This is a genomic window from Pedobacter faecalis (assembly GCF_030182585.1).
Lineage (GTDB): Bacteria > Bacteroidota > Bacteroidia > Sphingobacteriales > Sphingobacteriaceae > Pedobacter > Pedobacter faecalis.
Genome location: NZ_JARXOW010000001.1, coordinates 135,325 through 155,547, shown reverse-complemented (window position 1 = coordinate 155,547; position 20,223 = coordinate 135,325). Strand labels below are relative to the sequence as shown.

The following is a 20,223-nucleotide window of genomic DNA, read 5'->3' as shown; positions in this document are numbered from 1 at the left end:
ACTATTGGTTTAGCAATTCCTGCAAGGATTGATTAACATTTTGCTCAATACGGCTTAAAATATCGCCCGATTCTGCTTTCACAAAACGGTCGCCTGTTATTTGCTCATAAAGCTCAATATACCTGTCCGATATGGAATTAATGATATCCGGCGTCATCTCAGGAACGCTCTGTCCCTCTTTACCCTGAAAACCGTTCTCAATAAGCCATTTCCGAACGAATTCTTTAGACAACTGCTTTTGCGGTTCGCCCATTTCCTGACGCTCCTCGTACCCCTCCAGGTAAAAATATCTGGACGAATCTGGGGTGTGGATCTCGTCGATCAGGAAAATATCTTCACCCGACTTGCCAAACTCATATTTCGTATCCACCAGGATAAGACCGCGCTCCGCAGCGATCTGTACCCCTCTCTGGTAAAGCGCATAAGTGTATTCTTCGAGCTTTGCATAATCCGTTAAAGACACGATACCCTTCGCCAGAATATCGTCTTTCGAAATATCTTCATCATGACCAACCGCCGCCTTGGTTGTAGGCGTTATAATGGGAACCGGCAGCTTATCATTCTCTTTCAAACCTTCCGGCAAACTAACGCCGCAAATACTCCGCTTTCCTGCCTGATACTCTCTCCAGGCATGCCCGGCCAGATAACCCCTGATCACCATTTCAACTTTAAAAGGCTCACAAATACGGCCTATCGTCACCATCTCATCTGGCGTGCTGATCACCCAGTTCCGAACGATGTCGCTTGTGGCAGCCAGGAACTTGGCCGCGATTTGATTAAGTACCTGACCCTTAAAAGGAATTGCCTCCGGTAGAACCACATCAAACGCGGATATACGGTCGGAAACTACCATGACCATAAAACGATTATCTATCGTGTACACGTCACGTACCTTACCTTTATAAAATGCCGTTTGCCCTGAAAAACTGAAATTTGTTTCTTTTATTGCTCTCATCTATAATAACCGTATGTTCTTTATTGTATATCGCCGTAAGCTTTCAAAATCCGCTTAACCAGTTTGTGCCTCACCACATCCTCTCCGGTCAGATAGATAATATCAATTCCGGGTATATCCGCCAGTATCCGCAATCCGTTGTGGAGACCCGACATCTGCTTTTTCGGCAAATCTACCTGGGTTACATCGCCCGTCACGATAAATTTAGCCGATGGTCCCATACGGGTAAGAAACATTTTCAGCTGCAGGTCTGTCGCGTTCTGCGCCTCATCCAGGATAACAAAACAATTGTCCAGTGTCCTGCCGCGCATAAATGCCAGCGGTGCAATCTCTATGGTTCTATTCTCGATATAGGTCCTCAATTTTTCCGCAGGTATCATATCATCGAGTGCATCGTACAACGGACGAAGATAAGGGTCAACCTTCTCTTTCAGGTCGCCAGGCAGAAAACCAAGGCTCTCGCCGGCCTCAACCGCCGGCCTGGTCAAGATGATGCGTTTGATCTCTTTATTTTTTAAAGCACGCACAGCAAGTGCCACTGCGGTATAGGTTTTACCGGTTCCCGCCGGACCAATAGCAAAAAGCACATCATTCTTTTTGATGCTGTCCACCATTCTCCTTTGATTAGCGGTCCTTGCTTTAACCAGTAGGCCGTTGGTGCCAAACACGATAACTTCACCACCCCCACTGCCACCGGCTGCAGCCTTTTCGCCGGCAGGTTCAGCAGCTAAGCGCCCCCCTGCACCAGCCAATATACTTTCCACATCGCCCGCACTCAAAGCGCTGAACTTTTCCAGATGGCCGATCAGGCTGTTATATTTCAGCTCGAACGCCTTCTGCTCCATTTCGTCGCCCAGTACCTTCACCTCGTTACCTCTCGCTACTATTTTCAGCTTCGGAAAGGCGTTCTTAATGAGCTCGTAGTGCTCATTGTTGGCCCCCCAAAACTGCACCGGATCAACCGATTCTAATGTTAATTTCAGTTCGTTCAAAATATTGTTTTTTTGATTGGAGTGTATATTCTAATATAAAAGTTGAATATTTGTACGCGACTTGACGCCTACGCAAGATTAAGAATAAATATTTAATTTTTAATGGCCATCATAACATTAACGACAGATTTAGGTTCTAAAGATTTCTATCAAGCCGCCCTAAAAGGAAGCATTTTAAGCATCCTGCCAAGCGCTCAGATCGTTGATGTAACACACGAAGTTCCTTCCTTCAATATTTCCTACGCAGCCTTCGTATTAAAGAACGTTTACCCCTACTTTCCAAAGGGATCAGTACATCTGATCGGTATCGATTCCGTCTACAACGAAAACACCAGGTATGTAGCTCTAAAACACAACGATCATTATTTTGTTGGCGCCGATAACGGAATATTTTCCCTGCTGTTCGACGACAAGCCTGAAACCATTGTTGAGTTGAATATCATGCAAGACTTAAAATATCTTCATTTTCCGCTGGTGGATATTTTTGTGAAAGCAGCTGTGCATCTTGCCAAAGGAAACAAGCTAAAAGATATCGGCCTGCCTGTGGAGGGAATTGAACAGAGAATGCTTCTCCACCCGGTTATCGAACGCGATATTATCAGAGGCAGTGTGATCTATATTGACACATTTTGTAACGTCATCACTAATATTACGAAAGACCTATTTACCAGAATACAGCGGAACCGGGATTTTACCCTCTATTTCAGAAAAAGCGAGACCATTAACCAGCTTAGCTGGCACTATAATGAAGTACCGGAAGGCGAAAAGCTCTGTCTGTTTGGCATAAGCAATCATCTTGAAATAGCCATCAATAAAGGTAAGGCAAGCGGCCTCCTGGGATTGCACCTTGGCGATATCGTGCGAGTAGAATTTCACCCATAAAGCAAGGGCACAGAGTTTGCTCTATGCTACCCAAACTTTTAGTATGCTTAAACATCTGCTCAGCCTTATCCTTACTTGTTTTGTAATACCCGCCTTTGCCGCTCAGGCCGACACCAGCGCCTATCATTTGCAGCGACTTAAAGTTAACGCGCTTTTGGCAGAACGAAGCTCGAGGTTTGGTCAGTACGACGAGAGCTTGAGTAAAAGAACCGGCATTTTCGGTCTGCAAACCAAACAAGACATTAAAAACTCAAACGACATCCTTCGTCAAATTGTTCTGAACGATAACAACATTTTTAAGGAGTTAAAAATCCTGATGGATTATAAAGATCAGCAATATCAGCAAGTACAACGGACCGCGGCAGACATGAACAGCCGCCTTGAGAACTACCGGGCATCGATTAAAAAGCTACAGGACGAAAACGAACGCTTGAAACAAGACACCGGAGGCAGCGACTGGAGGTCGATTGGATTGGTAGCTCTTTTCGCCCTGATTATCTCATGGATAGTATTCTTTTACAAATTCAACAGAAAAGGAAGACCAGTTACCTGAATCAAGTCCGGTCAATTGAAATAATTAGTCAGCAGCCCAACTGGGAACTTCGGCTCCACCCAGGTAGACTTTGGCGGCATAATGCCGTCAGCATCGGCAACCGCCATCACCTGATGAACCGAAGGCGGATGTAAAGTGAAGGCCACGCTGAATATACCCTGATCGACCCTCTGCTGCAATACATGCACGGGTACACGCCCGCCTTCAAATGTTATCCTCGGATCTGTTCTCGGATCACAAATACCTAGTATCGGGTCCAGAATATTCTTTTGCAGGATGGTGACATCAAGCGAGTCTACCGGATCATCGGCATCAAATATCCCCGGCTTTGGCCTAAGCTTATACCATTGCTCATTAAGGTACATACCGATCTCATGTCTGCTTTCAGGCCTTACCGCACGGTCGGCCCCCTCCACAAAAAAAGGTGCTTGAACAGCCGTTAAAAACTGTGACGGCGACAAATTCCCAAGATCACGAACCAACCTGTTAAATTCCAAAACCCTCACCTCGTCGGTGTTCATATAAGCCGTCGTGAAGTAATTATATGGCTCAGCACCCGTATGCCGTTTCACATTTAATGCCCGCTTTTGTAAACCCATTTTCACCATAGATGCCGCACGGTGATGCCCATCAGCGATATAGACACAAGACATATTTTCGAAAGCAGTTTCAATAGTTTTTATGTCCTCCGCATCCCTTACGGCCCATACTTCATGCAGGGTGCTATCAGACATCGATAGCTTTAGATCAGACGCCAGACCAATGTAAGCGCCGACAACCTTTTCAATTGCTGCATCAGGCGGATAAGTAACCAATACAGGGTTAGCATCCAGACCAGTGTGCTGTAAGTAGTCGGCAAGTGCCTGTTCCCTGCGCTCAACGGTCGACTCATGTTTTCTGATCACACCATCTGCATAATCGTTGATATGTGTCAACGTCCAAATGCCGGTCTGACTGAGCCCGTCATGTGTCACCCGGTACACATAGATAGCAGGACTTATATCCGGTACTAAAACGTGATTTTCAAGAAACTTCTCCACGTTTTCGCCTATTGTTTTATAAATAAGCTCTTGCCGGGTACCGCGCAGATAAGGATTGTCCAGTTCCGGATCTATCAGATGCAGGAAGCTATATCTGTTTTCTGATGTGATCATCCTGGCCTCGTCTGCGGAATAATTTTCCAGGGGATGCGTCACAACCCGCTCTTGCAGGTCCGTCGCAGGTATAAGCGCACAAAAAGGTTTAATCCTTGGCATACTGGCGGAAAATAAAACGGGGCAAACGCCCCGTTTCTTATGAGTTAAAATGTTCGATAATGAGTGTAGCGAGTTCCGTACCAATACGCTCTTGGGCCTCATTCGTTGAGGCACCTATATGCGGAGTTAAAGATATTTTGCTATGCTCAAGCACTGCTCTTGACGGCGTAGGCTCATTGTCAAATACGTCCAGTCCGGCAAATGCTACCTGACCGCTATCTAGGGCGGTGATAAGCGCCTGCTCATCAATAGTACCGCCTCTTGAACAATTCACAATACCTACACCTTTCTTCATCTTTTCAAATTCCGAAGCACCCAAAATAGGCTTATCCGCAAACGGTGTATGCAGACTGATAAAATCACTGCCTGAAATCACGTCATCTAGCGATACTGTCTTAACCGGAATATCGACCTGTACGCCGCCCTGCAGCGAAAGTGTCAGTTTCCCGTCGAACGGATAAAGGTCATATGCCAGCACATTCATACCCAGGCCAAGTGCCACAGTTGCCGTTTCACGACCAATTCTTCCAAATCCGATGATGCCTATGGTTTTACCACGGAGTTCGATACCCTTGGCATAAGCTTTCTTAAGCGCATTGAATTTGCTATCGCCATCAACCGGCATTTTCCGGTTAGCGTCCTGAAGGAACCTGACGCCGGTAAATAAATGCGCAAACACAAGTTCAGCAACCGACAGAGAAGAGGCTGCTGGCGTATTTACAACAGCCACATCCTTGCTTCTCGCATATTCTACATCGATATTATCCATGCCCACGCCCCCGCGACCAATCAGCTTGATATTCGGACATTGGTCTATTAATTCTTTACGAACCTGAGTGGCACTACGTACAGTAATGGCATCATAATTTTTCAAGGCTTCCGCCAGTTTATCCTGAGGTACAGTTTCCGTATCAACTACAAAACCAGCCTGTTCTAACAACATTTTTCCGATCGGGTCAATCCCATCGTTTGCAAGTATCCTAACCATTTAATCTTATTTTATTGATGTTTTTCCGCAAAAACCTGCATTAATTCAACCAGAGCGTGTACACTTGTAATCGGTAACGCATTATACATCGATGCCCTGAAGCCGCCAACACTGCGATGGCCCTTCAAGCCCTCGATGCCATTTTCTTCCACAAACTTCAGGAAGGGCTTTTCCAGCTCCTTATTCTCCATCACAAAGCAAACGTTCATCCTCGACCTGTCTTCTACGGCACAGGTGCCTTTAAACAACGGATTTCTGTCGATCTCTTTATACAAAGCATCAGCTTTCGCTTTATTTTCCTTCTCAATTTCCGCAATGCCCCCTTTCGATTTGAGCCAGCGCAGGTTAAGCATAGCTACATATATCGAGAAAACCGGCGGAGTGTTATACATTGAGCCACCCTCAATATGAACCTGATAATCGAGCATAGAAGGTATTTTCCTGCCTGAACGGCCAAGGATGTCATCCTTTACAATCGCGATAGTAAGCCCCGCAGGACCAATATTCTTTTGCGCTCCAGCGTAAATCAGACCGAATTTCGATACGTCGATAACCCTGCTCATAATATCAGACGACATGTCGCATACTACCGGAACATCTGTTTCCGGGAAACTAAACATTTCTGTGCCATATATGGTATTGTTAGAGGTACAATGGAAATAAGCACTATCGGCAGGTATATCATATTCCTTTGGCACATAAGTGTAATTGGAAGCTTTTGAAGAAGCCACGATATTTGCTGTCCCGAAAGCGGCAACCTCCTTGATGGCCTTACTTGCCCAAACCCCTGTATCCAGGTAACTGGCAGTTTTCCCCTCGGGCAACAAATTCATAGGCACCATAGAAAACTGCAAACTGGCACCTCCCTGCAATAAAACCACAGAATATCCTGAAGGAACATTCAGTAATTCCTTCACCAATCTGGTGGTCTCTTCTACAACATTTTCGAACTCTGATGTACGGTGCGAAATCTCAAGGATCGATAAACCATCCTTAAAATCAAGTACCGCTTGCGATGCTTGTTTAAATACTTCTTGAGGTAAAATACATGGGCCTGCGCCGAAATTGTGTCTCATTTTTTTTGGTTATTTATAATGGTGGTAAATGTAATATATTTATGCCTTTCGGTGGTTGTAAAATTTGAGATCTGCGATCATTTGTTCAGGAGAATCCGCACCAAAAATGGAGTTGCCGGCTACCAGCACGTCTGCGCCGGCCATCACCAGATCAGGCAGGTTGGCCATTCCGATACCGCCGTCTACTTCAATAACGAGTTCAGGGTTCAGCCGCTCTGCCATGGCTCGCAGTTCACGAACCTTATTCAGCGCGTTCGGAATAAATTTTTGTCCGCCAAAACCGGGGTTTACCGACATCACAAGCGCAAGATCCAGATCAGGTAAAATGTCCTTAAGCAAGGCCGTAGGGGTATGCGGATTTATCGCCACGCCAGCCTTGCAGCCTGCTGAACGTATTAATTCCACGACGCGATGAAGATGCACGCATGCCTCATAGTGTACCGTAATCACAGCGGCACCACCCTCAGCAAAACGTTCAATATACCGCTCCGGGCTTTCGATCATGAGATGAACATCCAGGGGCTTTTGGGCATGGGCTTTTAATACTTCGAGTACAGGAAAACCAAATGAAATATTGGGTACAAAAACACCGTCCATAATATCCACATGAAACCAATCAGCTTCACTGGAATTAATCATTTGGATATCCTTAAACAAGTTACCAAAATCAGCAGAAAGTACAGACGGGGCAATGAGGTGATTAGAATTGATATTCATTGTGCTAATATAAAATAACGATTTGTGATAACAGAAAAGCCCCGCGCAGGCGAGGCTTTTCATGTGTTTATGCTTGCGGAGCCGCAGCCTCAGGCTTTGGCGGACGAGGCAATAAAACTTTTCTGGAAAGTTTCATCTTGCCTTGCTTATCGATGTCGAGCAACTTAACCGTTACTTTTTCACCCTCTTTGAAAACTCCGTCCATAGTCTCCAGGCGTTTCCAGTCTATTTCTGAAATGTGCAGCAGACCGTCTTTACCAGGCATGATTTCCACAAATGCACCAAATGGCATAATAGATTTCACCTTACCTTCGTAAGTCGCGCCGATCTCCGGCTTGGCAGCAATCGCATTAATACGGCCTACAGCAGCATCTATCGAAGCTTTGTTATCCGCAAAGATCTCAACGATACCTTTGTTACCAACCTCTTCGATTGAAATGGTAGCACCTGTTTCGCGCTGCATCTCTTGAATGATCTTACCACCTGGCCCGATCACTGCACCGATAAACTCCTTATCGATGCTTAACGATACAATACGCGGAGCATGATCTTTGTAATCCTCACGAGGCTCAGCAATGGTCTTCTTCATTTCGTTAAGAATATGCAAACGCGCTTCCTTGGCCTGGTCTAACGCATTCTTCAAAACCTCCCATTTTAAGCCATTGATCTTCAAATCCATCTGGCAGGCAACAATTCCTTTTTCCGTACCAGTTACTTTAAAGTCCATGTCGCCGAGGTGATCCTCATCACCAAGAATATCAGAAAGGATCGCATATTTACCGGTTTTCTCATCGGTGATCAATCCCATAGCAATACCAGATACCGGCGCCTTGATTTTCACACCAGCATCCATCAGCGCAAGCGTACCAGCACATACAGTAGCCATAGAAGAAGAACCGTTAGATTCCAGGATATCAGAAACGATACGAATCGTGTATGGATTTTCTTCAAGGCCTGGCAATACCTTTTTCAATGAACGCATGGCCAGGTTACCATGACCGATCTCACGACGGCCTGCTCCCCTGTTCGGGCGAACCTCACCGGTTGAAAATCCAGGGAAGTTATAATGAAGCATGAATTTGTTATAACCGTTGATGAAAGCACCATCGATCATCTGCTCATCATCCTTAGAACCCAAAGTCACCGTAGTAAGCGATTGCGTTTCACCACGCGTAAATACGGCAGAGCCGTGTGCAGCAGGCAGATAACCTACTTCGCTCCAGATCGGGCGAACAGTACGCACGTCACGGCCATCCAAACGGATGCCTTCATCAAGAACCAGGTTGCGGATGGCATCATACTGCACATCGTGAAAATATTTCTTGGCCAGGAATCCGGTTACATCATCAATATCTTCACCTAATGTTGCAATGAAGTCCATGAGTACCTCACCAAATGCGTTACCTCTTTCGTGCTTTGCAGAAGCAGTCTTCGCAATTGCATACACTTTATCGTACGTGGCTGCATACACTTGATCCCTAAGCTCCGGGTTACTTTCTTCATGAGAGTAAACACGTTTTTCAGTTTTGCCGGCAAGCTCGGCAAGCTCCTTCTGAGCCTGAACCTGTATAACAATTGCTTTATGTGCAAACTCGATCGCTTCAACCATTTCAGCTTCAGAAATCTCATCAGCCTCACCTTCTACCATCACGATATCACGCTCTGTACCAGCTACAAGGAAATCCATTGTTGCACGCTCCAGATCACTCACATAAGGGTTAACCACCAATTTACCATCGATACGTGCTACACGAACTTCTGAAATCGGCCCGTTGAAAGGAATATCAGAAACAGCTATTGCTGCAGATGCCGCAAGACCAGCCAGACAGTCAGGCATTACATTTTTATCAGATGAAATCAGGGAAATCATCACTTGTGTATCCGAGTGATAGTCCTCAGGGAACATCGGGCGCAGCGCGCGGTCTACCAAACGTGAAATTAAAACTTCATAGTCAGACAACCTGGCCTCGCGGCGAAGGAAGCCTCCAGGGATACGGCCTGCAGCAGCATATTTTTCCTGGTAATCGACAGATAATGGTAAAAAATCAATACCTGCCTTAGCATCCGGTGTTGAAACTACAGTAGCAAGAAGCATGGTGTCACCCATTCTAACAACTACAGACCCATCGGCCTGTTTAGCCAGCTTACCGGTTTCAATTTCAATTGTCCGCCCGTCACCCAGGTCGAACGATTTTTTTATTACATTCATTTAAAAATTATTATGGTATGTCTTCCTCTTTCTTACATACCGGATTTATATATATTACTTTTTGTTTGCAAACTTAGATAAAAGGCCAATCATTTTAGCTATGAAATTAAAAAAGCCATTCCCTGAAGAATGGCTTTTCCTGATATAAGTAGTTCTACTTGATGATATCCCTCAAACCTAGGTTCTTGATGATAGCACGGTAGCGCTCAATATCTTTTTTGTACAGATAAGCCAGTATACCCCGGCGTTTACCTACAAGCTTCTGAAGTGCAAGCTGCGTAGAAAAATCCTTACGGTTTTTCTTCAAGTGCTCAGTTAAGTGCGCAATACGGTACGTAAATAACGCTACCTGACCTTCTGCAGAACCTGTGTTGGTTTCTGTCTCGCCGTGTTGTTTAAAGATTTCGGCCTTCTTTTCTTTACTTAAATACATTCTTGAATGGTACTAAAGTGTTTGTTAATTAATTAATTCGCCGCAAAGATAAGCTAAGTTTTAACAATTAACAAGCGCTTTCCGATCAACCTGCTCATCATAAGTGTATAATTGGTAACTTTACGCGAACCATATATGGAAAAGAGCGACTACAGCATATTCGAAAGCGAACTAAAAGTGCGCCCCGATGATATCGACATGTTCAACCATGTCCACAACAGTAAATATTTCGACTACGTGCTGGCCGCACGTTATGAACAAATGACTGAATTTTATAAGATGCCAATGGAGTCCTTCCTCAGCAACGGCTATGGCTGGGTTGTGCGCACTGCGCTTGTCGAGTTTAAGCGCCCGCTTATTCTTGGCGATGTGATCAGCGTTCGCACCGGCATCCTCACCATCAACGAAAAAGGCTGCCGTGTTCAATTTGAGATTCTTAATAAACGTACAGGAAAAGTGGCGTCCGACGGATGGTTCGATTATGTGATGATTGATATCAACACCGGAAAAGGCTGTAAAGTAACACCCGAAATGATTGCCGCATACTCAGTCTGATGAAAACAAATGAAACTGTAAAAGCCGGAAACCTTACTAAAATGTTCCAGCTTATCAAACAATCCATTCAGGGCGAAGAACTGGATTTCACTACCGGGAGTATACGGCGTGCCGTAGTGCTGCTCGCCATACCGATGATGCTTGAAATGGCTATGGAATCGGTATTTGCATTGGTAGACCTTTATTTCGTTGGACACTTGCACAACAGCAGTCACGCCATACAAACCGTAGGGCTAACGGAGTCGGTACTTACCATAATCTACTCGCTTGCCATAGGCATGAGCATGGCAGCAACAGCGGTTGTTGCGCGCCGTATAGGCGAGAAAGATCCGGTTGCCGCAGCAAAAGCAGGTGTGCAGGCTATCATTATTGCCTTTGGCCTGACGGTGCTGATCAGCATTGGAGGCTTAATTTACGCAAGAGAAATCCTGCTGCTCATGGGAGCATCAGAGGAGACAGCCAGCCAGGGCACGCCCTTTATCCGCATCATGATGGGCGGAAGTATCATTATCGTAATGCTATTTCTCATCAACGGTATATTTCGGGGCGCAGGCAATGCCGCCATCGCTATGAAAAGCCTGTGGATTGCCAATATCGCCAACATCATTTTTTGTCCGATCCTGATCAACGGACTTGGTCCTATACCTGCGTTCGGTCTTACGGGAGCTGCTATAGCTACCACACTCGGCCGCGGAATTGGTGTATGCTATCAGGTCTACCATCTATCGAGCGGAAAACAATTGTTAAAGCTTAAGCTAAGCTATTTTAAACCCCATTGGGAACAAATTAAAACCTTACTCAAAATTGCTACCCCTGGCATATTTCAATTTGTCATCGCTTCATGCAGCTGGATATTCCTGGCGCAACTCGTAGCCACTACAGGAAGCGATCATGGCTCCGCCGGGTATCAGACCGCTTTACGTTTAATGATGTTCTTTATGCTTCCGGCATGGGGACTCAGCAATGCCGCAGCTACACTTGTGGGGCAGAACCTTGGCGCGAAGCAGCTCGACAGGGCAGAAAGATCTGTTTTCACCACCGCCAGGTACGTTACAATTTACATGGTGATCGTGATGCTTATAACCTTCATCCTGGGCCGGCAACTGGTTGCTTTCTTTACCAACGATAACCTTATACAGGAGGTAGCCTATCAGGCACTGATCATCATCAGTACAGGATACGTATTTTACGGACTTGGAATGGTGCTTATCAGTACATTTAATGGAGCGGGCGATACCTGGACACCTACCCGGGTCAACTTTTTCGGCTTCTGGCTTTTTCAGATTCCCCTGGCTTATTTACTAGCCAAATATTTCAGCATGGGCCCCACAGGAGTCTTTTTCGCCATACCTGTTGCCGAGACAGGTATAGCGATAGCCGGATATTTATTGTTCAAACGCGGGAAATGGAAAACCATTAAGGTTTAGCCTTTTTTCTTTATATATTTGATAACAAACCAAATATAAACCATCATGAAACAAACAATCTCTAAAACCGCAGGCATAGGAATCTTATTCCTTATGTTTGGAACTACCCTTACTTCTAAAGCTCAGGAAGCGGCAGACAACAAGAACATCGTAAAAATAAACGTTCCTGCCCTCTTTTTAAAAAACTACTCTTTCCAATACGAGCGGGCCATTGGAGAAAAAATGTCCATAGGCGGGGGAATCAAGTTTTCGCCTAAGTCGAGTGTCCCGCTAAAATCAAGGCTCGAATCCCTGATAGACGACGAAGAGGCCTGGGAAAGCATCAGCCAGTTTAAAACCGGGAATTTTGCGATCACGCCGGAACTCAGGTTTTACCTTGGAAAGAAAGTATTTCAAGGATTCTACATTGCACCATACGCCAGATTTGCCACGTACACCGCTGAAGTGCCTTTCAAGTTTGACGTAGATGTCATGGGTACTACCTACACCGAAACGATGCCCCTTAGTGGCGACATCACTACACTGTCGGGCGGCATACTTTTAGGATCTCAATTTAAAATTGCTAAACGTCTGCATCTCGACTGGTGGATCTTAGGCGCCCACTACGGGACCTCTTCAGGAAACATATCGGGCACTAAGACCCTTAGTAACGAAGAACAGCAGGCCTTGCGCGAACAACTCGCAGAACTTGAAGATCTTCCTCTGGTGAAAACCAAATATACCGTAGACGGTAACGGTGCCAAAGTAGACTTCGATGGCCCCTGGGCAGGGCTCAGGGCTGGTCTTAGTGTAGGCTTCCGCTTTTGATCTTAGCCGATCGTTTCACGAATAAGTTTTGTATAAAAATCATTAAGCTTCATTCCCATGGCAGCTACCTGCTGGGGAATGAAGCTTGTTGCCGTTTGGCCCGGTATGGTATTGATCTCAATGAAATAAAAGTCGCCCTCATCACCTGTTAATATAAAGTCAATACGTACAACTCCCCTGCAATTCAGCTTCCTGTAAACCGACCTGGCTATATCGGCAACTCGCTCGCGTGTTTCAGGCCGTAACAGCGCTGGCGTGGTTTCTGTAGCCACGCCTGGTGTATACTTGGCCTCAAAATCAAAAAACTCCTTCTTTGTTTCCACCTCAGTAGCCGGCAACACAACAATGTCTCCGTCCAATTTGGCGACGCCAATGGTGAATTCCCGCCCCTGAATAAACTCCTCGATCAGCACCTGACTATCTTCTTTGAATGCTTTGTCGACCGCCTCTTCAAGATCATCTGCACGGACCACCTTACTCATGCCTATACTGCTTCCTCCATTGTTTGGCTTTACAAAGAAAGGAAGCTTAAGATCTGCTTTGAGCTGATTGAAATCATGATCGCCACCCTTGAAGATCTGGGCAGACCTGGCAATGTTCAAACCAGGCAGACCATTCACCACAGCCTTAGTATAGCCCTTGTTCATCGTTATTGCAGAAGTCAGCGCATCGCAGGTGGTATAAGGCAAACCTAGCATATCAAAATAGCCCTGCAGCTTTCCGTCCTCACCCGGCGAGCCATGTATGCAGATAAAGACACCGTCAAAGGTGATCCGACGCCCGCGTATGGCCAGCGAGAAATCGTTGCGGTCCACCTCAATCTTCATGGAATCCGCAGGTTCATAGAACCAGCCCTGCTGTGTAAGCATGATCTTGTATACCTCGAATTTGTCAGGATCCAGATTTTGCGCGATCGTCGCAGCACTTTTTACGGATATCACCCATTCTCCTGTAGTTCCGCCTGTAAGCAAGGCTATCGTTTTTTTCATTGACGGTTGTATTTTACCTTCCGCAAACTTATGTAATTCCGGCTATTTTAATTCCAATAAGAAAATATTTTAAGCTAAATTTGGCACACATATCTCGGAACCGAAGCATGAGTAAATTCATATCCTACCTTAAAACAAAATCATTCCGGAACAACCTGATCGCAGCGGTACTAACCGTGGCTATCATCTTGTTTATCGCATTTTTCAGTTTACGGTACTATACTAAACATGGTCAGGGACTCAATGTACCCGTGTTAAAAGGGCTGAGCTTCCTTCAGGCGGTCGATAAGCTGGACCAACTTGGACTGCGTTATGAAGTGGACTCCGTTTATGTAATGGACATGCCCCCTGGAACGGTGCTCGACCAGGACCCCAACCCCAATACCTTTGTAAAAGACAACCGCACCATATACCTTACGGTGAGTATGAATACGGCGCCCAACGTGAAGTTTCCCGACGTAGTGTTTAAATCTTTAAGGCAAGCCAAAGCCATTATCGAAAGTTTCGGTCTTAAGCTTGGCGATACCACCTACAAACCCGATGTAAGTCGCGATGTAGTTCTCGAAGCCCAGTTCGGCGGGCAGTCGATAACGGTGGGCCAGACCTTACCAAAGGGATCGAAAATTGATTTTGTTCTGGGTGACGGAAAAGGAAACGAGGAAGTTGACATTCCGACCCTACTCGGCTTAACCAAAGACGAAGCGCTCTTTGCCCTAAAAGGTGGTGCAGGCCTCACCTTAGGAACAATTACCTACGAAGGCAACATCACAGACTCCGCGTCGGCAGTGGTTGTTCGTCAGGACCCAATGCTCACCGACTCGGTAACCAAAGTAAAGCTTGGCACACCAGTAAACATTACGCTGTCCAACCAGCCCAGACAGCCGTTTTAACCTAAATTAAAGAACTACATCACCTATATGAATTCCGATCAGAAACAAGCAAAAAGCCATACCAAGTTCAGGGCAATTATCGGCCTGTTACTTATTGCATTGGTCTTAGTCGCCTATTTTGGCTTCCAGTTTTACCGCGTATATTTTTCGCCGAACGTAAGCGGCGAAGAGGAATATCTGTATGTACCCACCGGTTCTAACATCGACGACCTGTACAAAGATCTGGAACGTAACGAAGCGCTGCTAAACCTAAGCACCTTTAAGGAGGCGGCGGGAAAAATGGATCTAGCCCAGGCATTAAAACCCGGACGGTATAAACTGGCTAAAGGCGCAAACAACCGGATCATCATCAATAAGCTGAAAGCAGGAAACCAGGACCCGGTGATGCTGAAAATCCAGGGTTTCCGAAAAAAAGAGAACCTTGCCGGTGCGCTTTCAAGAAAGCTTGAGCCAGATTCCGCAGCTTTTATACAACTGTTAGACTCGGCTGCACTAATAGAAAAGTACGGCTTCAATAAAGACAACAGCTATGCGATGTTTATTCCAAATACCTATGAGATGTACTGGAATACATCGGCGACTGAATTTTTCGAGCGCATGCACAAAGAATACGAGAAGTTCTGGAACAATGAACGTAAGCAGAAAGCTGCGGCGCTGAACCTTACGCCAATTGAGGTTTCCATTCTCGCCTCAATCGTGGATGCAGAAGCTTTGTACGACAAGGAAATGCCAATCATAGCAGGCTTATACCTCAACCGGCTGAACAAGGGCATACTCCTTCAGGCCGACCCAACGGTAATCTTTGCCAATGATGATTTCACTGTAAAGCGCGTAACCAATGCTTTGCTGAAAGTAGAGTCGAGGTACAACACCTATAGATACGCTGGCCTGCCCCCGGGGCCTATCATGATGCCGAGCATAGCCGCAATAGACGCCGTGCTCAATAAAGACGACAACAATTACATCTATATGTGCGCCAAGGAAGATTTTTCCGGTTATCACAACTTTGCGGTAACAGTTCAGGAACATGAGCGTAACGCCAGGAAATATCGGGAAGCGCTGAACAAACGTAATATTTATAAATAACAAACCGATGTATCAGCACAGCACGAAGATCAGGGTTAGATACGGCGAAACAGATCAGATGGGCTACGTATACTATGGCAACTACGCCGAGTTTTACGAAGTAGCACGAGTGGAAATGCTGAGGAGCCTGGGAATGGACTACGCCTCGATGGAGCGTGAAGGCGTGATGATGCCCGTGCTGGAAATGAACTGCAAATACATCAAGCCAGCCCGTTACGATCAGGAAATCACTATTGTCACCACCGTAGAAGAACTTCCAGGGGTTCGCATTCGTTTCAAGTACGAACTGTTTAATGAAAGTGAGGAACTGATACACATCGGTCATACCACATTGGTTTTTGTTGATATGGAAAAGAACAAGCCCTGTATGCCGCCTGAAAACTTCATGGAAAAGATGCGTCCACACTATAAGTAACCAGCAACATGGAATGGGTACATAAACAGCTGCTGCGTATTAAATTTTATGCGATGTTTATCGACTGGACAAAAGTTTGCGTACTGCCCGGCTTTAGTCCCCTACCCCTATACACCGTAGCCACGTTCTTCTTCAAGGAAATTGGAAAAGACTCGCTGGTCAACAAAGCCTCTAGCCTGGCCTATAACTTCATGCTGGCCATCTTCCCGGCCATCATCTTCCTTTTTACCCTCATTCCCTTCATTCCAAAAAGAATCGGCTTCCAGGAGCAACTCATGAACCTGATCATTCTGGTGCTGCCAGAAGAGGCCTATGCGGCTTTCAAGACCACGCTCGACGAGATCGTGAACCAGCAGAACAGCGGACTCTTGTCTTTCGGTTTTCTTCTCTCGCTTTTCTTTGCAACAAATGGCGTTCATAACCTCATGATGGCCTTCAACAAGTCGTCGTTGATTATAGAAACCAGGAGCTGGATTAGGCAAAGACTTATAGCCATCGTTTTAACGCTTGTGATCGCCTTTTCTGTAATTGTATGCATCGTTGCCATGACCGTTGGGGAAATAGCGCTCAACTACATTGATAACACCTTAAACCTCAAAGACACGTTGACCACCTACGCCATTCAGCTAACGCGCTGGGCTTTGCTGGGTATACTGTATTTCGTTACCATTTCCATTCTGTACCGTTACGGACCCGCGCATGCCAAAAAATGGAAATTCTTCAGTGCAGGGTCATGGCTGGCAACCATCCTTGCCTTTTTTACGATATGGGGCTTCTCTTTCTACATCAACAACTTCGGTTCGTACAATAAAGTCTACGGTTCCATAGGTACACTTATCGTTATCATGATTTGGTTGTACCTAAACTCCCTGATCCTTCTCGTCGGATTTGAGTTAAATGCCAGCGTAGACCTGTCTAAACGCAGCGTTAAAATCATTAAACCGAATTTCAACGTATTCAAAAAACCTGAACCCGCAGAAGGGAAACTTGAAAAGAAATAAAATTTTTCATTCTCAGTTTTAAGGCGTTACCTCATTTTCCTCAAAAAAAGCATCCAGCAGTTTGCAGAATCAAGTCGTATTTGTACTTTTGCGCCGGAGAGTTGGCAGAGTGGTCGATTGCGGCAGTCTTGAAAACTGTTGAGTGTAATAGCTCCGGGGGTTCGAATCCCTCACTCTCCGCTGAACATCGAATAGGCCCTTACAAGGGCCTATTTTCGTTGCAGGGACATTCGGGGGACAAAAAAGGGACTTTTTAAAATATGAAGTTTCACATCACAGCATAAGTTAAATGCCGAGATAAAAAAACTAGCCACATTGAATATTTTAGGAAAGCATGGGTATATGAAAATGACCTTACTTCAATTGCTTCAGCCGATGAATAGCGTTCTCATTACTTTTATCTAAGCTTAAAGACTTCTTGAAGTTCTTCACTGCCAAATTTTTGTCGCCTACGAATAAATAGGCCTCGGCAAGACTATCATAGAGATTTGCAGACTGAGGAAACTGCTTTACCGCAAATAAGAGGACTTTAATGCTATTTTGTGAAGTTTCCCTGTTAAAGAGCATTTGGAGAGCAAGGTTATTCAAATTGCCCTCATTTATTTGCCAGTCCTTATGCTTTTTTTTCAGGTCAAGGTATAAGACGTCCAGGCCATCGTACTTGCGTTCAGCTGCCAGATTGTTAAAATCTTCAAATTTAAACGGTCGTGAAGCCGCTTCTTTTGATTCTTTTAAGATCAACCCTGGCCTGATTCCATTGCGTTCAGGCTCGTTCGAGATAAAGGTTACACCACCTATGTCGCCTTTTAAGTGAGCATTGAGGAAGTTCAGCGTATAGAGGCATGCAAGTCGGTATGACTCCATGATTTCAACATCACTCTTATCCTGTCGCGTGTCCCTGTCCTGAAACAACACGCCCAGGGTACTGAAATATGCATGAGTCATGTTTGTAAATCTCAGCTTATAAGCACTGCTATACCGCAAGGAATCATAAAGCGCGAACTCTGTGTTTAACGTAGGATCTATTTTCTCAGCAGCCAACACATCATCAGGAATTTCCTTCTGCGATAAGTGCATATAAGGCACGTCGATCTTGTTAGGGTCGAAGTAGCTTGACTTTGACAAAGTCTGAAATTGGTATCGCTCACTTCCGTCCAAACTCACCACGGCTTTGATGATTCCGTTGCGCATCTTAACTAAACTGTTAGATAAGCCCCCAAAGCTAAACCCCATTAAGGCAATGCCACGCTTGTCAGCATTGCTATTTTTCATAGCTTCTTTTATAAGAAATTCTGCATCGCGTGCGTGCGTCTCCATATCCTTTACCGTTCCACCTTCCATGGGTCTGCTTGAAGCACCACGGCTTGGTGATGATATCACGATATAACCATGGCTGGCCAGATATTCACATAAAGCGAAGTTCTCTACCGATGCAGCCTGATAGCTTGGCGAATAGATGATGACAGGAAACGTGTCGTTTTCAGGTTTCAGATTCTTATACGCCGTCGCAGCTTCCTTCAGATGCCCCCTATTCCGGGAGGTATTTGGATAGTAAAACCAGTTTAGTATCTGTTCATCTGGTAGATGTTCCCACTCTTCCTCCTTTGTTAAGACACGCATATAGCTCAATACCGTGTTATTTGCCATTCTTGCCCGCGGATCGATCACGCCAGGGTACCAAACACTGACGGCCATAGGTCTGAATATACTTTTGTCGTTCCAATCGCCTGTTCTTTTATATGTTCTTGAAGAATCGTCCACAGTGTAATGCATGTAACCAACTGCGTAATCTCCATTTTGTAATCCAATACCTTCAAGGGATGTTTGCGCCCCGCATATACTTGTAGACAAAACTAGCACTAAAAGTGGTGATATAAAAAAGAGTAGATGTTTCATATAGAAATTGATTTTAACCATGACGATCAATCAAACGATTAGGTTGCAGAAATAAAATCGAAGTTAAACATTTTAAAAGCCGATATGCCTATTCCTGAAACAGTTAGTCATTCACCCCAAATGTCCCTGCTCCAGGAATAGTGTCCATTCACCACCTTTTTGTGACGTGGAGAGCGTGCGTCCGATGATCAATTGAGTTTGCCCCTTTCAAATTCAACCCAGCATGCTACCACTAATCAACCATCTCATACCCATCTCATACCCTACAACATCTGCACAAGCTGGATATTGTTTCCGCAGGTATCGTTAAACACCGCAATTTTTACGGTGCCCATTACTGTCGGTTGCACACTAAATTCCACGCCAAGACCACTTAAACGCTCAAACTCCAACTGCACGTCCTCCACGTTGAACTGCGTATAGGGAATCCCGGCGTCCAACAGGGCTCTTTGATAAACTTTAGCAGGCTCGAAGTGTAGCGGCGCAGGCTCCAGCAGAATTTCAGGACCATCCTGCTGCTCAGCGCTCACCACTGTAAGCCACCTGTTTACCCCGCCCAATGGCAGGTCAACCTTTTTAATAAACCCTAACTTTTCCGTGTAAAAGGCTAAGGCCTCCGCCTGGTTCAATACCGGTACACTAATGATTTGTATTCTCATAACTGTTTAATTTAAAGCAAAGCTGAGCAATCCTGGCGGACTAAACTTTTCGAAAATTGCTTTTTTGATAGGCAAGAGGAGTTTGTCCGACCCGCCTTTTAAACAGGGTAGAAAAAGACGCAGGGCTTTCAAAGCCCACCGCAAAACAGGTCTGGGTAACCGGCATACCCGACTTTAAAAGCTCTTTCGCTCGCTCAATCCTTATACCGGTCAAATACTGCATCGGCGTTTGCCCATAATATCTTTTAAATAACCGAAGCAAATGAAACTTACTGACAAACCCGGCCTCAGCCAGCGCATCTAAATTCAGGTCCTGATCAAAGTTGCTGTCCATAAATCGCTTCAACCCAATCACCCCATCCAGCTGCTGTTGGTTCGGATAAACCAATTGCCGGATCCGTATAAACTCTGTTTGATAATAAGTCATCTTGTGATTA

General features: G+C 45.4%; 21 protein-coding genes and 1 tRNA gene. 10 read left to right on the top strand and 12 right to left on the bottom strand.

What is annotated here, in order from left to right:
* Position 1: 1 nt before the first annotated feature.
* Together QEP07_RS00690 and QEP07_RS00685 are read right to left on the bottom strand one after the other, a co-directional pair.
* Complete coding sequence (locus QEP07_RS00690) at positions 2 to 955, bottom strand: phosphoribosylaminoimidazolesuccinocarboxamide synthase (RefSeq protein WP_285008066.1); 954 nt, start codon at positions 953 to 955, stop codon at positions 2 to 4.
* A gap of 20 nt (positions 956 to 975) precedes the next feature.
* Entirely contained in the window at positions 976 to 1,947 is a 972-nt protein-coding gene (locus QEP07_RS00685) for a PhoH family protein (protein ID WP_285008065.1), read from the bottom strand.
* Positions 1,948 to 2,049: 102 nt separating this feature from the next.
* Between QEP07_RS00685 and QEP07_RS00680 the strand changes: the two genes are divergently transcribed.
* Together QEP07_RS00680 and QEP07_RS00675 are read left to right on the top strand one after the other, a co-directional pair.
* Entirely contained in the window at positions 2,050 to 2,829 is a 780-nt protein-coding gene (locus QEP07_RS00680) for an SAM hydrolase/SAM-dependent halogenase family protein (protein WP_285008064.1), read from the top strand.
* 43 nt (positions 2,830 to 2,872) lie between these two features.
* Complete coding sequence (locus QEP07_RS00675) at positions 2,873 to 3,382, top strand: hypothetical protein (protein WP_285008063.1); 510 nt, start codon at positions 2,873 to 2,875, stop codon at positions 3,380 to 3,382.
* An 11-nt stretch (positions 3,383 to 3,393) separates the two neighbouring features.
* Here the strand turns inward: QEP07_RS00675 and QEP07_RS00670 are convergent, their stop codons facing one another.
* The 6 genes from QEP07_RS00670 to rpsO all read right to left on the bottom strand — a co-directional run bounded on the left by QEP07_RS00670 (position 3,394) and on the right by rpsO (position 10,061).
* Entirely contained in the window at positions 3,394 to 4,638 is a 1,245-nt protein-coding gene (locus QEP07_RS00670) for a DUF1015 domain-containing protein (RefSeq protein ID WP_285008062.1), read from the bottom strand.
* Positions 4,639 to 4,675: 37 nt separating this feature from the next.
* Entirely contained in the window at positions 4,676 to 5,626 is a 951-nt protein-coding gene (locus QEP07_RS00665) for a D-2-hydroxyacid dehydrogenase (protein ID WP_285008061.1), read from the bottom strand.
* A gap of 11 nt (positions 5,627 to 5,637) precedes the next feature.
* Entirely contained in the window at positions 5,638 to 6,702 is a 1,065-nt protein-coding gene (gene serC / locus QEP07_RS00660; RefSeq protein WP_285008060.1) for a 3-phosphoserine/phosphohydroxythreonine transaminase, read from the bottom strand.
* A 39-nt stretch (positions 6,703 to 6,741) separates the two neighbouring features.
* Positions 6,742 to 7,419 carry a ribulose-phosphate 3-epimerase gene (rpe, locus tag QEP07_RS00655; protein ID WP_285008059.1) on the bottom strand — a complete coding sequence of 226 codons (678 nt, stop codon included), beginning with the start codon at positions 7,417 to 7,419 and terminating at the stop codon, positions 6,742 to 6,744.
* Between the two features lie 67 nt (positions 7,420 to 7,486).
* Positions 7,487 to 9,628 carry a polyribonucleotide nucleotidyltransferase gene (pnp, locus tag QEP07_RS00650; protein ID WP_285008058.1) on the bottom strand — a complete coding sequence of 714 codons (2,142 nt, stop codon included), beginning with the start codon at positions 9,626 to 9,628 and terminating at the stop codon, positions 7,487 to 7,489.
* 154 nt (positions 9,629 to 9,782) lie between these two features.
* Complete coding sequence (gene rpsO, locus QEP07_RS00645) at positions 9,783 to 10,061, bottom strand: 30S ribosomal protein S15 (RefSeq protein ID WP_256006675.1); 279 nt, start codon at positions 10,059 to 10,061, stop codon at positions 9,783 to 9,785.
* A 135-nt stretch (positions 10,062 to 10,196) separates the two neighbouring features.
* On the opposite strand from rpsO, the gene QEP07_RS00640 reads away from it, so the two are divergent.
* Genes QEP07_RS00640 through QEP07_RS00630 form a run of 3 tightly spaced genes read left to right on the top strand, consistent with a single transcriptional unit; the run spans position 10,197 to position 12,850 of the window.
* Positions 10,197 to 10,616 (top strand): acyl-CoA thioesterase, encoded by a 420-nt coding sequence (locus QEP07_RS00640; RefSeq protein ID WP_285008057.1) that lies wholly within the window; start codon positions 10,197 to 10,199, stop codon positions 10,614 to 10,616.
* Positions 10,616 to 12,043 carry an MATE family efflux transporter gene (locus tag QEP07_RS00635; protein ID WP_285008056.1) on the top strand — a complete coding sequence of 476 codons (1,428 nt, stop codon included), beginning with the start codon at positions 10,616 to 10,618 and terminating at the stop codon, positions 12,041 to 12,043. The genes QEP07_RS00640 and QEP07_RS00635 overlap by 1 nt, the downstream gene beginning before the upstream one ends.
* Positions 12,044 to 12,088: 45 nt before the next feature.
* On the top strand, positions 12,089 to 12,850 hold the full coding sequence (locus QEP07_RS00630) for a DUF3575 domain-containing protein (protein ID WP_285008055.1): 762 nt from the start codon (positions 12,089 to 12,091) through the stop codon (positions 12,848 to 12,850).
* A gap of 2 nt (positions 12,851 to 12,852) precedes the next feature.
* Here QEP07_RS00630 and QEP07_RS00625 read toward each other — a convergent pair whose 3' ends face one another.
* The gene (locus QEP07_RS00625) at positions 12,853 to 13,839 is read right to left on the bottom strand and encodes a D-alanine--D-alanine ligase (protein ID WP_285008054.1); all 987 of its coding nucleotides are present in this window, start codon (positions 13,837 to 13,839) and stop codon (positions 12,853 to 12,855) included.
* A gap of 107 nt (positions 13,840 to 13,946) precedes the next feature.
* On the opposite strand from QEP07_RS00625, the gene QEP07_RS00620 reads away from it, so the two are divergent.
* From QEP07_RS00620 to QEP07_RS00600, 5 genes are all read left to right on the top strand, one after another.
* Positions 13,947 to 14,729 carry a PASTA domain-containing protein gene (locus QEP07_RS00620; protein ID WP_285008053.1) on the top strand — a complete coding sequence of 261 codons (783 nt, stop codon included), beginning with the start codon at positions 13,947 to 13,949 and terminating at the stop codon, positions 14,727 to 14,729.
* 27 nt (positions 14,730 to 14,756) lie between these two features.
* The gene (mltG, locus tag QEP07_RS00615) at positions 14,757 to 15,815 is read left to right on the top strand and encodes an endolytic transglycosylase MltG (RefSeq protein WP_285008052.1); all 1,059 of its coding nucleotides are present in this window, start codon (positions 14,757 to 14,759) and stop codon (positions 15,813 to 15,815) included.
* A gap of 7 nt (positions 15,816 to 15,822) precedes the next feature.
* Positions 15,823 to 16,230, top strand: coding sequence for an acyl-CoA thioesterase (locus tag QEP07_RS00610; protein ID WP_256006684.1), 408 nt, complete (start codon positions 15,823 to 15,825; stop codon positions 16,228 to 16,230).
* A gap of 8 nt (positions 16,231 to 16,238) precedes the next feature.
* The gene (locus tag QEP07_RS00605; RefSeq protein WP_256006685.1) at positions 16,239 to 17,231 is read left to right on the top strand and encodes a YihY/virulence factor BrkB family protein; all 993 of its coding nucleotides are present in this window, start codon (positions 16,239 to 16,241) and stop codon (positions 17,229 to 17,231) included.
* A 95-nt stretch (positions 17,232 to 17,326) separates the two neighbouring features.
* Positions 17,327 to 17,411, top strand: a tRNA-Ser gene (locus QEP07_RS00600).
* A gap of 174 nt (positions 17,412 to 17,585) precedes the next feature.
* Here the strand turns inward: QEP07_RS00600 and QEP07_RS00595 are convergent.
* The 3 genes from QEP07_RS00595 to QEP07_RS00585 all read right to left on the bottom strand — a co-directional run bounded on the left by QEP07_RS00595 (position 17,586) and on the right by QEP07_RS00585 (position 20,213).
* Positions 17,586 to 19,082: a tetratricopeptide repeat protein gene (locus QEP07_RS00595; protein ID WP_285008051.1), complete on the bottom strand. Its 1,497-nt coding sequence runs from the start codon at positions 19,080 to 19,082 to the stop codon at positions 17,586 to 17,588.
* Between the two features lie 308 nt (positions 19,083 to 19,390).
* Positions 19,391 to 19,786, bottom strand: a complete 396-nt coding sequence (locus tag QEP07_RS00590; RefSeq protein ID WP_285008050.1) for a VOC family protein — start codon at positions 19,784 to 19,786, stop codon at positions 19,391 to 19,393.
* A 40-nt stretch (positions 19,787 to 19,826) separates the two neighbouring features.
* Positions 19,827 to 20,213 carry a helix-turn-helix domain-containing protein gene (locus QEP07_RS00585; protein ID WP_285008049.1) on the bottom strand — a complete coding sequence of 129 codons (387 nt, stop codon included), beginning with the start codon at positions 20,211 to 20,213 and terminating at the stop codon, positions 19,827 to 19,829.
* Between the last annotated feature and the right edge of the window lie 10 nt (positions 20,214 to 20,223).